Source organism: Thioprofundum lithotrophicum (assembly GCF_055387065.1).
The window spans coordinates 494607-507994 of record NZ_AP042379.1; the positions used below are offsets into that span (position 1 = coordinate 494607).

A 13388-nucleotide genomic window follows, 5' to 3' on the forward strand; every position below is an offset into this window, starting at 1 on the left:
GGCCATGCCCGTCAGCCCTCTTCGTCTTCCTCCACGGCCGGCGAAGCGGGCTTGTCGAGGCGGGTGACGATGGGCTTGTCGAGCGTGCCGGTGACGCGGTACTCGCGGGCGCCGGCCTTGTTCAGCTCCTTGCCGACAAGCTGATCCAGCAGCGCCACCAGCGCGCCCACCTGCAGGCCGAAGGCCAGACCGGTGGCCACCGGCAGGCTGCCGCCCACGTTGGGAATGACCGTCACCCGCTGATCGATCCGGCCGTCGGCCAGCTGCACGTGGCCCTGGACCTCGATCTGCGCCAGCGGGCCGCGAATGGTCAGCTCCGCGATGCGCATGTCGCCCTCGTTCAGGTCGAAGCGGCCATCCACGTCGTCGAAGTTGAAGCCCTTGCGGGTGTCGCCGCCCAGCAGGCGCGGGATCATGGACAGGTTCAGCAGGCCGAGGAGCCGGGCCGGGCCCGGGTCGATGCTGGTGAAACTGCCGTTGGTGAGTTTCAGGCGCAGTCTGCCGTCGAGGGTGGCCGGGTCCGGCTGGTACAACGCCCCCGGCCACTGCAGCCGGGCGTTCAGATGCAGGATGCCGTCCTCGATCACCCGGGGCGCCTTCAGCCTGGCCAGCGCCTGGCCCAGGTTGGCGCTGCTCACGGTCAGTTCGATGCGTGAACGGTGGCCCAGCAGGGTCCGTTTCCAGGTGCCGGCCAGATGCACCTGCAGGGACGGGCCGTTGATGTCCAGCCAGTCGATGCGCAGGCCGCGGCGCACGGGCTGGCTGCGCAGGGCGACCACGCCCAGATCCTTGCCGCCATAGCGAAACTGGCGGATGGTGCCTTCCACGGGGGGGAAGCGCTCCGGCGCCGGCGGTTCGCCGGCGGCGGCAGCGTCCATGGCCAGCAGTTCCAGGGCCTGGAGATCCAGTTGCCAGGACAGCGGCGCCGCCCCCGGCCTGCCGGGGGGAACCAGGTCGTTCCAGGCCGCGGTCCACTCGGGCAGCCGCACGCCCCGCAGGCGGCCCGAGAGCACGATCTTCGGCGACGGCGGCATGGCCACCTCGCGGGGCGGGCCGAAGTGCAGGGCGGCCCGCTCGATGCCCTGCGGGCCGTTGCGCACCACCCCGTTGAGCACGTCGGCATAGCGGAAGGCCACGTCCACGCGATGCCCCCTGGCGAAGGTCAGTTCCGCGCCCAGCTGCCGGGATTCGCCGGCGGGCTTGGCCAGCGGCGAGGGCAGGCGCAGCGCCACGCCGACCAGATCGGAGGTCACCTGCAGCACCGGTGGCAGTGGCCGGCCCTCGGCATCGCGGCCGAAACGGAACACGCCCTGCCAGGCGGAGCGGCCCTGCACCCGGCCGTCCGGGCGCAGGTCGAGCCGTTCGAGCAGCGTGGCGCTGTCGAGTTCGGCGCGGGCCACGATGCTGGTCTGCCGGCCGCCGTCCAGGGGGCGGCTGAAGACGTCGAACACTGCCGGACTGCCGAAGATCCGGCCGCGCAGATCCCGCGCCGTTTCGCCGTTGCGGTCGAACCGGAGCTGGCCCTGCAGGCCGCTCACGTCCACCTTGCCGTCGTACATGCCGATGGCCACGTTCTCGAGCTGCAGCTCACCCTGCCAGTCGCCGTCGCGTTGCATGCGTTCGGGAATCAGGGGCAAATCCAGATTCAGGCGGCCGCGGTAGTTCCCGCTGATGCGCATCTCCCGCAGCACCGGCGTCGCCTCGCCGCCCAGGGGACTCTCCGCCATGAAGCGGGCCACGTCGGCAAAGGGCCCCTGCAGGCGGCCCGCCACCTTCAGCACCGGCTGGTGATAACGGGGGATGCGCACCTGCGCCGGTCCCACCCGGCTCTGGAAGATCCGGGCCGACTGCACGTCGATGCCGATCCCCTGGCGGGTGAAGCGGGCCGCGGCCCGGGCGCCGGTGAGCGCCGGCCAGCCCTCGGCATAGCGCAGGGTCAGATCCTCCACATCGAAATCCACCCGGAACTGTCCGTCGCGCAGCAGATCGCGGAAACGGCCGAGCCGGCCGCGCACCACCGCGCCACCGGCGCGCACGCGGCCCTGGCGAAGGCTCTCGTCGAGCCAGCGGATCAGGCGGGGCTTCATGATGCCCACCGGCAGGTAGGTGGACACCTGGCTGCCGTCGCCATCGGCGAAGCGGGTCTGCAGATCCAGCCAGGGCCTGTTGCCTGCCTCGAGCTGGAGCAGGAACCGGCTGCGGGTCTGGATGTCGGGCGTATCGACGAGCAGGCGGGGGGCGTCCACCTGCCAGCGGGCCTCGTCCAGGCGCCGCCAGCGGATCCGGCCCTCGGCGCGGCTCAGCGTCAGCGGCGCGCGAAACAGGCGGGGCAGACGCAGGCGCATCTGGCGCCCGTCGATCCGCAGATAGCCGTGCTCGGCATCGCTCCACAGCTGGCCGGAGAAGCCTGCCAGGCCGGGGATCCGGCCGTCGGGCGCCATGGCCAGCTGATCGAGGCGGGCCTGCACCCACAGGGGATCCCCCGGTTTCCAGCGCGGCCATGGCAGGCGCAACGCCAGATCGCGAACGTCCCCGGAAGGCGCGGCCTTCGCCATCCACGCATGCAGCGACGCCGGCAGCAGGCGGGTCTGGATCAGCAGGGCCGCCAGATCTTCCAGACGCAGGTATTCGGCAACGAGAGAAAGGGTGCCCCGCGAAGCGCCCCGCGGCTGCCGCTGACGCAGGCTCAGGCGGCTGGCCGGCCACACGGAGCGGCCGCTGATGAAGCGCAGCCGGTCCACGGCCAGATCCCAGCCCGCTTCCCGGGCGCGCCAGTCGAACAGACCGCCGATCAGATCCACCACCAGCGGGGCGCGCAGGAAATCCCCTTCCAGGAGCAGGCCGGCCAGGGTGAGATCCCCGCTCAGGCGCCGCAGCCGGCCCCGGTCGAAGGCGGTCCAGACCCGCACGTCGGCCGCGCCCCGGCGCAGGCTGGCCTTCTCCAGTTGCAGGAAGTCACCCCATTCGGGCAGGTTGATGCCCCGCCCCTCCAGATACATGCGGCCCACCCAGGTGGAAGGCAGGCGCATGTCGCCCCGCACCGAGAGGGCGAACACGAAACGGTGCCCCAAAAGCTTCGGCAGCGACACCTCGGCGCGCAGGTGATGCCGATCGCCCTGATTGATGAGTTCCACGTCCACGTTGCGGAAGTGGCGGCGCGCGCCGCCCCTGCGGTAGTCCTGCCAGACGATGCTGCTGTTGCGGATGGCCAGCTTCGAGCGCCGGAACAGCCATTCGCCCAGTTCGGCGGCCGCTTCCGGATCCACGCGGCGGGGCTTGAGGGTCTTCAGGTCGATGCCCTGCAGGCGGATGCTGCCGTCCTTCTGCCGAGTTACCACCAGATCGATGCCTTCGATGACGAAGCGCGCCGGCACCACCCGCTCGGCCATCAGCGAATCCCACACGGCGATGCTCAGGCGCGCCTCGCGAAACCCCGCCAGTTCGCGCTGACCACGCTTGTCGAGCATCCGCACCCCCCGGAAGACCAGGGTGGGCGTAAGCCCCTCGAAACGGGCGTCCAGCGAATCGATGCGCACCGGATGGCCGAGGAAGGCGCTGGCGATCTGCTCCACGTCGTAGCGGTAGGTGTGCACGTCGGAGATAAACAGCCGCGCCAGCGACAGCAGCACGGCGGCGGTGACCACCACGGCGGTCACGCCATAGAGCAGAAAGCGCCGGAGGCGATGGGCTTTGGCGGGGCGGTGTTTCATGGGGCAGCCGTCTTGCGGGGGGCGCCTACATCAGCACCACGTCGAACTGCTCCTGAGTGTACTCCGCTTCCACCTGGAAGCGGATCGGCTTGCCGATGAAATCCTCCAGCTCCGCCACGGAAGTGGATTCCTCGTCCAGCAGCATGTCCACCACCGGCTGGGCGGCCAGCACCAGGAACTGCTGGGCATCGAACTGGCGCGCCTCGCGCATGATCTCGCGGAAGATTTCATAGCAGACCGTCTCGGCGGTGAGCAGCGAGCCCCGCCCGCCGCACACCGGACAGGTTTCGCACAGCACGTGCTCGAGGCTCTCGCGGGTGCGCTTGCGGGTCATCTGCACCAGCCCCAGGGCCGAGACCTCGCTGATGTGGGTGCGGGCGTGATCCCGCTCCAGCGCCTTTTCCAGGGCGCGCAACACCTGGCGCTTGTGATCCTCGTCCTGCATGTCGATGAAGTCGATGATGATGATGCCGCCGAGGTTGCGCAGGCGCAGTTGCCGGGCGATGGCCTGGGTGGCCTCGAGGTTGGTCTTGAAGATGGTCTCCTCGAGATTGCGGTGTCCCACGAAGGCGCCGGTGTTGACGTCGATGGTGGTCATCGCCTCGGTCTGGTCGATGATCAGATAGCCGCCGGACTTGAGCTGCACCTTGCGCTCCAGGGCACGGCGGATTTCGTCTTCCACCCCGTAGAGATCGAAGATGGGCCGCTCGCCCGGATAGTATTCGATGCACTCGGCCAGTTGCGGGATGAACTTGCCGGCGAACTTGCGCACCTTTTCGTAGGTGGTCCGCGAATCGATGCGCACCTTCTCGATCTCGGTGCCGGAGAGATCGCGCATGGTGCGCATCACCAGGGGCAGATCCTCGTGAATCAGCGTCCCGGCCGGTTCGCTGCGGCTGCGCTCGCGGATGTTCTCCCACAGGCGTTGCAGGAAGTGCATGTCGTTGACCAGGGCCTCCTCGCTCACGCCCTCGGCCACCGTGCGCAGAATGTAGCCGCCCGGATCGAACTCGCCGGCATGGCGGGCGATGATCGCCTTCAGGCGCTGGCGCTCGTCCTCGTCCTCGATCTTCTGCGACACGCCGATGTGATCGGCCCCGGGCATGTAGACCAGATAGCGGGAGGGGATGGAAATCTGGGTGGTCAGCCGCGCGCCCTTGCTGCCCATGGGGTCCTTGACCACCTGCACCAGCACCTCCTGCCCTTCGCTGAGCAGCTCCATGATGGTGTTCGGCTGTGCGCCGTTGGCTTCCCGATCGGCGGCGCTCTGCACGATGTCGTTGGCATGCAGGAAGGCGGTGCGTTCCAGGCCGATTTCCAGAAACGCGGCCTGCATTCCCGGCAGCACCCGGCTCACCCGCCCCTTGTACACGTTGCCCACCAGCCCCCGGCGCCGGGCGCGCTCGATGTGCACCTCCTGCAACACGCCGTTCTCCACGTAGGCCACCCGCGTCTCCTGGGGGGTGACGTTGATCAACAGCTCTTCGCTCATGCCATGCGGCTCCGGAAAAATCCCGATTTCATTGCAACCATAGCAGACTCACCACAGGGAGATGCCGAACCGGCCCAGCAGTTCCGCCGTCTCGAACAGGGGCAGGCCCATCACGCCCGAATAACTCCCTTCCAGGTGCTCGACGAAGGCCGCGCCACGCCCCTGGATGGCATAGCCGCCGGCCTTGTCGGCCGGCTCGCCGCAGGCCCAGTAGGCGGCCATCTCGGCTTCGCCGACGGGCCGGAACCGCACCCGGCTGCGGCTTATCTTCACCGCCTTGCGGGTGCCCGTCATCAGCGCCACGGCGCTCAGCACCTCGTGCTCGCGCCCCGACAGGCGGCGGAACATGGCCTGGAAATGCGCCTCGTCCCGCGGCTTGCCGAGGATCTCCCCGTCGATCACCACCGCCGTGTCCGCGCCCAGCACCGGATGGGAATCGTCCGCCGAAAGCGTCCGCCACCCGGCCCGCGCCTTGTCCAGCGCCAGGCGCTGCACGAACACCTCCGCCAGCTCGTTGCGGCGGGGCACCTCGGGCACGTCCACGGCAAGTCGCCGGAAGGTCACGCCGATCTGATCGAGCAGTTCGGCGCGGCGGGGGGAAGCGGAAGCCAGGTACAGTTCGAAGCGGTCCGGCGACAGGGACGAGGGACGAGTGGCGAGGGACGAGGTGGTGTCATTCATCGTGCTTTGTCAATTTGCTCTCGTGGCTTTACACCAACCTTCCAGGATTCCGTTTCATCCCGTCCGGGCCATCCGGCCATCGAAGCCTTTCCTCGTCCCTCGCCACTCGTCCCTCGTCACTTGTGGTATGGATGCCCCTTCAATATCGACATGGCCCGGTAAAGCTGTTCCGCCACCAGGATCCGCACCAGGGGGTGGGGGAAGGTCAGCGGCGAGAGGGACCAGCGGCGGTCGGCGCGGGCCAGGCAGCCTGGGGCGAGGCCTTCGGGGCCGCCCACCAGCAGGGCCACGTCGTGCCCCCCGGCCAGCCAGCCTTCCAGCCAGCGGGCGAGGCCGGGCGTGTCCACCCTCTTCCCGCCCGCCTCCAGCGCCACCACCTCGGCGCCACGGGGGATGGCCGCGAGCATCTTCTCGCCCTCCTCCCGCTGCAGACGCGCCAGATCCGCCCCCTTGCCCCGCTGCCCGGCGGCAATCTCCACCAGTTCCAGCCGGCACTCGGGCGGCATGCGCTTGCGGTACTCCTCGAACCCCGCCTCCACCCACCCCGGCATGCGCTTCCCGACGGCGATCAGATGGATGCGCATAAGGGGTGAGGGCTTCGTTCGGGCAGGGCTGGAAAAAACGCGGAGGACGCAGAGACGCAGAGGGCGCGGAGATTGTCGGCGAATGAATTTCCTAGTCGTCTGCGGGCAGCGAGGTCACCAACTGCCCGTTTCCGCTCCTTTCCGCCTGCACCCGGACTACCCAGCGAAAACATGCTGCCCATGTTCTTCTCTGCGTTCTCTGCGTCTCTGCGTCCTCTGCGTTACTTCCACCGTGCTCAAACCTCGCGTGCGGCGGGGCTTTCCTCGCCCCAGAGTTTTTCCAGGTTGTAGAAGTCCCGCACCGCCGGCTGCATGATGTGCACGACGATGTCGCCCAGATCCACGAGGATCCATTCGCCGTGTTCGGCACCTTCCACGCCGAGGGGGCGGACGCCGGCTTCCTTGGCCTTTTCGATCACGTTGTCGGCCAGGGCCTTCACCTGGCGGGCGGTGTTGCCCGAGGCGATGATCATGATGTCGGTGACGCTGGACTTGCCCTCCACGTCGAGCACGCGGATGTCCGCGCCCTTGATGTCCTCGAGGGCATCGATCACCAGTTGCTTGAGTTTTTCGCGTTCCAATGTCGTTACCTGTTTCAAGTATATAACCGATGTTCATGGATGTATTGCCGCACCGCTTCGGGCAGCAGATAGCGGATTTCCCGGCCCCGGCCGCGCAGTTCGCGGATCCGGGTGGCCGAGATGTCGAGCGGGGTGACCGAAAGGCGCGTGACGCCCCCCGCCGGCCGCTGCCGCAGCGCGTCGGGCGCGCATTCCCGCGCCGCCAGCAGGGCCTCGAGGGGGGCGGCGAGTTCCTGGCCGTCCCAGCCGGGGCGGTGGGCGACCACGACGTGGGCCAGGCGGGGGATCCGTTCCCAGGCGTGCCAGCGGTGCAGGCGGGCGAAGGCGTCGGCGCCGAGGATCAGGCACAGGGGCCGCTCGCCGATCTCCTCGCGCAACGAGGCCAGGGTGTCGGCCATGTAGGACACGCCGGGGCGCGCCAGTTCCCGGGCGTCCACCGCGAAGCCCGGCTGACCGGCCACGGCCAGGCGCAGCATGGCCAGACGCTGCTCGGGACTGGCCATGGGCGCGTCCCGCAGGTTCGGCCGCGCCGCCGGCACGAAGCGCAACTCGTCCAGCGCCAAGGCCTCCAGCGCCTCCAGCGCCGGGCGCAGATGACCGAAATGGACGGGATCGAAGGTGCCGCCGAAGATGCCGAGCATGGTCATGCTCGGCCGGTAGCGGGTAGCGGGTGGCGGATAGCGGGAATCATGGTTGAAACCGACATGGGCGAACCTCTTCTGAAGGGTGAACACCCCCACGTAGGAGCGGCGCAAGCCGCGAACATGCAATAGCAGGTGCCGTGTTGCTGGCGGCTGGACACAAACAGAACCTCTTTTCCAGCGACTCGCTCCCAGCCACTCCCTACGACTGCATCGCGGCTTGCGCCGCTCCTACACGGATGGCTCGCCGAAGAGGATTTTGAGGAAAACTCTCTCCAACCCACGCAGTCAGAATCCCATCCCCTCGTCACTTCCTCACATGCCCGTCACCGATGACCACGTACTTCTGCGAGGTAAGGCCTTCGAGGCCCACGGGGCCGCGGACGTGGATCTTGTCGGTGCTGATGCCGATCTCGGCGCCGAGGCCGTATTCGAAGCCGTCGGCGAAGCGGGTGGAGGCATTGACCATCACCGAGCTGGAATCCACCTCGGCGAGGAAGCGGCGGGCGCGGGCCAGGTTCTCGGTCATGATGGCCTCGGTGTGGCCGGAGCCGTGGCGGTGGATGTGTTCCATGGCCGCGTCGAGATCCGGCACCACGCGGATGGCCAGGATGGGGGCGAGGTATTCGGTGTCCCAGTCCTCGTCGGTGGCCGCCCCGGCTTCGGGGAGGATCTGCCGGGTCTTCTCGCAGCCGCGCAATTCCACGCCCTTCTCGAGGTACATGCGGCCCAGTTCCGGCAGCACGTCGGCGGCGATGGCCTCGTGCACCAGCAGGGTCTCCATGGCGTTGCACACGCCGTAGCGGTGGGTCTTGGCGTTGAAGGCCACGGCGATGGCCTTGTCGCGATCGGCCTGGTCGTCGATGTAGACGTGGCAGATCCCGTGCAGGTGCTTGATCACCGGCACCCGGGCCTCGGCGCTGATCCGCTCGATCAGGCCCTTGCCGCCGCGGGGCACGATCACGTCCACGTATTCGCTCATGGTCACCAGTTCGCCGACCGCGGCGCGATCGGTGGTCTCCACCACCTGCACGCAGTCAAGCGGCAGGCCGGCGCTCTTCAGGCCCGCGTGGATGCAGGCGGCGATGGCCTGGTTGGAACGGGCCGCCTCGGAGCCGCCGCGCAGGATGGCGGCGTTGCCCGACTTGAGACACAGGGCCGCCGCGTCGGCGGTGACGTTGGGGCGGGATTCGTAGATGATGCCGATGACCCCCAGCGGCACGCGCATCTTCCCGACCTGGATGCCGGAGGGGCGGTACTTCATGTCGCTGATCTCGCCCACCGGATCGGGCAGGGCGGCGATCTGGCGCAGGCCCTCGGCCATGGCCTCGATGCGCTCGGGGTTGAGTTCCAGGCGGTCGAGCAGGGCCGCGTCCAGCCCCTTGGCGGCACCGGCCTCCAGATCCTGGCGGTTGGCCGCAAGCAGCTCGCTCTGTTCCATCAGCAGGGCGTCGGCGGCGGCCCGCAGGGCCGCGTTCTTGGGTCCGGTGGGGGTGCGGGCCAGCACCCGCGAGGCGGCCCGGGCCTGGCGGCCGAGCTGATGCATGTAAGTCTTCACGTCCACGTTGGCGTCCATCGCGCTATCCTCGTTATCCGGCGGCCCGGAACAGGGGCCGCCCGGCGATCTTGAGTGTCAATTGTAACAACTCCTCCCACGGGCTGCCGGGCGCCTGGCCCTTGACCACCCGCTCCAGCTCGCCGGCCTGCCACAGCAGGGCCTGCCAGCGGCGGGCCGGATGGCGCCGCAGGGCCGCCTGCACGGGGCCCTTGCGCTTGTCCCACACCCGGTGGGCCTTGAACACCGCCGCCTGCGGCTGCCCCGCGGCCAGCGCGCGGCTCATGGCGGCCAGGGCGCGCAACTCGCGGGTGAGGGCCCACAGCACCAGGTTGGCCACCACCCCCTCGCCGCGCAGGCCGAAGAGCATGCGCGCGGCGCGGGCCGCGTCGCCGGCGAGGGCCGCATCCACCAGGCCGAAGACATCGTAGCGGGCGCTGTCGGAGACCGCCGCGGCCACCTGATCGGCGTCCACCGGGCCGCCGCCGCTGAGCAGGCGCAGCTTCTCCAGCTCCTGATCGGCGGCCAGCAGGTTGCCCTCGACCCGCTCGGCCAGCAGGGCCACGGCCTCGGGGGTGGGCTGCATGTCCCTGGCCTGCATGCGCCGCGCGATCCAGGCCGGCAGGGCGGCCGCGTCCACCGGCCACACCTGGATCACGGCACCGGCCGCGTCGATGGCCTTGAACCACCTGCTGCTCTGCTGGGCCTTCTCCAGCTTGCCGGCGATCACCAGCAGCACCGTGTCGGGGGGCGGATTCTCGCACCAGGCCGCGAGCACCTTGCCGCCCTCGGCCCCGGGCTTGCCCGACGGCAGGCGCAACTCCACCAGGCGCCGCTCGGCGAACAGGGAAAGACTGTCGGCGGCCCCGGCCAGGCGCGGCCAGTCGAAGCCGGCCTCGGCCCAGAACACCTCGCGGCTGGTGTGCCCGGCGGCCTTCGCCGCCTCGCGCACGCTGGCCGCGGCCTCCTCGAGCTGAAAGGGCTCGTCGCCGGCGATCAGATAGACCGGCAGCAGGCCTTCGCGCAGGCGTGCGGCGAGCTGCTCAGGACGCAGGCGCACGGGCCGGCTCCGGGGCGGCGAGGCGGGTGGTGATCTGGCGCAGCAGGCGGCCCACGGCCTCGCGACGCATCTCTTCCTGCAGGCGCCGCTCCTCCTCGCCCTTGGCCAGCACCGCGTCCGGATCGAAGCGGTACTGGCGCAGCACGGTGAGCCGGCGGGCATCGAGCAGGGGCCTGCCCTCGGCGCTGTCGAGCCGGTAAGCGAGAAGGTAGCGCAGTTCGTATTCCTGGGCGCGGCCCCGGCTGTCTACCGACAGCACCCGGCGGCTGAGGTTCTCGGCCGTGATCACCAGCACCGCGTCGGCCGCGGCCGGGCCGGTCAGGCGGCCGCCGGCGCGCGGCAGGGCGTCGCGCAGCACCCGCCACAGGGGACCGTTTTCGGGCGTGCCGGTGACCGCCAGGGCCCGCAGATCGGCCGGCAGAGACACCGCCCCGCGCAGGTGGAAGCCACAGGCGGCCAGGAACAGGGCGAGCAGCAGAATCGGTATCCGGTTCACGCCCCTATTTGACCACGAAATTGACCAGCCTGCCCGGCACCACGATGATCTTGACGATCGTCTTGCCCTCGGTGAAGCGCTGCACGTTGGCATCGGCCAGAGCGATCTCCTCCACCTGGGCCTTGTCGGCGTCGGCCGGCACGTCGATCCGCGCCCGCAGCTTGCCATTGACCTGTACCACGTACTGCACCGTGTCGCGGCGCAGGGCCTGTTCGTCGGCCTGCGGCCAAGGCGCGTCGATCACCGGCTCGTCGTGACCCAGCTCCCGCCACAGCACGTGGCAGATGTGAGGCACGATGGGCGAGAGGATGAGCACCGCCGCCTCCAGGGCCTCGCGCACCACGGCCCGATCCTGGGGTGTGGCCTCCTCGTAACGCTGCAGGGCGTTGAGCAGCTCCATCACCTTGGCGATGGCGGTATTGAAGGTATAGCGCGCGCCGATGTCGGCGGTGCAGGCGGCAATGGTCTCATGGGTCTGCCGGCGCAGGTCGGTCTGCTTGTCGTTCAGCGCCTTCGGGTCCAGCGCCGGCGCCTCGCCGGCGTCCAGATGCGTCTGCACCCGCTTCCACAGGCGGCGCAGGAAGCGGTGGGCCCCCTCCACCCCGGCGTCGGACCACTCCAGCGACTGCTCGGGCGGCGCAGCGAACATCATGAACAGGCGGGCAGTGTCAGCGCCATAGCGCTCGATCAGCGCCTGGGGATCGACCGTGTTGCCCTTGGATTTGGACATCTTGCTGCCGTCCTTGAGCACCATGCCCTGGGTGAGCAGGCGGGTGAAGGGCTCATCACACTTCACCAGGCCTTCGTCACGCATCAGCTTGTTGAAGAAGCGGGCATAGAGCAGGTGCAGGATGGCATGCTCGATGCCGCCGATGTACTGGTCCACCGGCAGCCAGTAGTCGGCCCGCGCGTCGAGCATGGCCCGGTCGTTGTCGGGACAGGCGTAGCGGGCGTAGTACCAGGAGGACTCCATGAAGGTGTCGAAGGTGTCGGTCTCGCGCCGCGCCTTGCCGCCGCACTCGGGGCAGGTGGTCTCGACGAATTCGGGCATGCGCGGCAGTGGCGAGCCCTGCTCGTCGAGGGTGACGTCCTCGGGCAGCACCACCGGCAACTGGTCCTCCGGCACCGGCACGTCGCCACACTTCTCGCAGCGAATCATGGGTATCGGTGCGCCCCAGTAGCGCTGGCGAGAGATGCCCCAGTCGCGCAGGCGGTAGGTCACCCGCCTGCCGCCGAGGTTCCGCTCCTCCAGCCAGCGGGCGATGGCCTCGAAGGCTTCCTTGGAGGTCAGGCCGGTGAACTCGCCCGAGTCGACCAGGATGCCCTTGTCGGTGAAGGCCCCTTTCGAGAGATCCACCTCGTCCGACTCGTCCTGCGGCGCGATCACCTGGTGGACGGGCAGGCCGTACTTGCGGGCGAACTCCCAGTCGCGCTGATCGTGGGCCGGCACCGCCATCACGGCGCCCTCGCCGTAGCCCATGAGCACGAAGTTGGCGATGAACACCGGTACCTTGTGGCCGGTGACGGGATGGACCGCCTTGAAGCCGGTGTCCATCCCCTTCTTCTCCATGGTCTCCAGCGTCGCCTCCGCCACACCGGTAGCCTGGCATTCGCGCACGAATTCGGCCACGTTGGGGTGCTTCTCGGCCGCGGCACGGGCCAGCGGGTGTTCGCAGGCCACCGCCACGTAGGTCACGCCCATCAGGGTGTCGGGGCGGGTGGTGAAGACCTTGAGCTTCTCCTTTCGCCCGTCGATGGCAAACTGCACCTCCACCCCCTCGGAGCGGCCGATCCAGTTGCGCTGCATGGTCTTGACCTGCTCGGGCCAGCCCTCCAGCTTGTCCAGATCGGCCAGCAGCTCCTCGGCATAGGCGGTGATCTTCATGAACCACTGGGGAATGTCGCGCCGCTCCACCGGCGTGTCGCAGCGCCAGCAGCGACCGTCGATCACCTGCTCGTTGGCCAGCACGGTGAGGTCGTGCGGGCACCAGTTGACCGGCGCCGTCTTGCGGTAGACCAGCCCCTTGCGGTAGAGGCGGGTGAACAGCCACTGCTCCCAGCGGTAGTAGTCGGGATCGCAGGTGGCCAGCTCCCGCTCCCAGTCGTAGGCCAGGCCCAGGCGCTTGAGCTGGCCGCGCATGTAGTCGATGTTCTCCCGGGTCCACTTGGCGGGCGGCACCTTGTTCTGGATGGCGGCGTTCTCCGCCGGCAGGCCGAAGGCGTCCCAGCCCATGGGCTGGAGCACGTTCTTCCCCTGCATGCGCTGGTAGCGGCTGATCACGTCGCCGATGGTGTAGTTGCGCACGTGGCCCATGTGCAGGCGGCCGCTGGGATAGGGGAACATGGAGAGGCAGTAGAACTTCTCGCGGTCCGTGTCCTCCACGGCGCGAAAGGCGCGGGTCTCGTCCCAGAAACGCTGGGCGTCGGCCTCGACCTGGGCGGGATCGTAGTGTTCTTGCATGGGCTGTCCGGTTCCGGGTGGGCGCGGCCCGGGGGCCGCCTCGAAAGGACGGCAAGGATACCGCAGCCCCCGCCCCCTCTCAATCGGCCCTTGCAATCGCCCGCCCCTGCCACGATGATGGAAGGGA

Annotated in this window: 10 protein-coding genes; all 10 read right to left on the reverse strand. The window is 69.1% G+C overall.

Annotated elements, in window-relative coordinates; genetic code table 11:
* Positions 1-11 precede the first annotated feature (11 nt).
* The 10 genes from ACZ5BH_RS02305 to leuS all read right to left on the reverse strand — a co-directional run bounded on the left by ACZ5BH_RS02305 (position 12) and on the right by leuS (position 13261).
* The gene (locus ACZ5BH_RS02305) at positions 12-3710 is read right to left on the reverse strand and encodes a YhdP family phospholipid transporter (RefSeq protein ID WP_464890310.1); all 3699 of its coding nucleotides are present in this window, start codon (positions 3708-3710) and stop codon (positions 12-14) included.
* Between the two features lie 25 nt (positions 3711-3735).
* A complete protein-coding gene (gene rng, locus ACZ5BH_RS02310; RefSeq protein WP_464890311.1) occupies positions 3736-5202 on the reverse strand; it encodes a ribonuclease G in 1467 nt (488 codons plus the stop codon).
* Between the two features lie 48 nt (positions 5203-5250).
* Positions 5251-5883, reverse strand: a complete 633-nt coding sequence (locus tag ACZ5BH_RS02315) for a Maf family protein (protein ID WP_464890312.1) — start codon at positions 5881-5883, stop codon at positions 5251-5253.
* Between the two features lie 116 nt (positions 5884-5999).
* The gene (rlmH, locus tag ACZ5BH_RS02320) at positions 6000-6467 is read right to left on the reverse strand and encodes a 23S rRNA (pseudouridine(1915)-N(3))-methyltransferase RlmH (RefSeq protein WP_464890313.1); all 468 of its coding nucleotides are present in this window, start codon (positions 6465-6467) and stop codon (positions 6000-6002) included.
* A gap of 236 nt (positions 6468-6703) precedes the next feature.
* Complete coding sequence (gene rsfS / locus ACZ5BH_RS02325) at positions 6704-7048, reverse strand: ribosome silencing factor (protein WP_464890314.1); 345 nt, start codon at positions 7046-7048, stop codon at positions 6704-6706.
* Positions 7049-7062: 14 nt separating this feature from the next.
* Complete coding sequence (gene nadD, locus ACZ5BH_RS02330) at positions 7063-7689, reverse strand: nicotinate-nucleotide adenylyltransferase (protein WP_464891183.1); 627 nt, start codon at positions 7687-7689, stop codon at positions 7063-7065.
* 307 nt (positions 7690-7996) lie between these two features.
* Positions 7997-9265: a glutamate-5-semialdehyde dehydrogenase gene (locus ACZ5BH_RS02335; protein ID WP_464890315.1), complete on the reverse strand. Its 1269-nt coding sequence runs from the start codon at positions 9263-9265 to the stop codon at positions 7997-7999.
* 13 nt (positions 9266-9278) lie between these two features.
* On the reverse strand, positions 9279-10304 hold the full coding sequence (holA, locus tag ACZ5BH_RS02340; protein ID WP_464890316.1) for a DNA polymerase III subunit delta: 1026 nt from the start codon (positions 10302-10304) through the stop codon (positions 9279-9281).
* Entirely contained in the window at positions 10288-10800 is a 513-nt protein-coding gene (locus ACZ5BH_RS02345) for an LPS-assembly lipoprotein LptE (RefSeq protein ID WP_464890317.1), read from the reverse strand. Before ACZ5BH_RS02345 ends, holA begins: the two co-directional genes overlap by 17 nt.
* A 4-nt stretch (positions 10801-10804) precedes the next feature.
* Positions 10805-13261 (reverse strand): leucine--tRNA ligase, encoded by a 2457-nt coding sequence (gene leuS / locus ACZ5BH_RS02350; RefSeq protein WP_464890318.1) that lies wholly within the window; start codon positions 13259-13261, stop codon positions 10805-10807.
* Between the last annotated feature and the right edge of the window lie 127 nt (positions 13262-13388).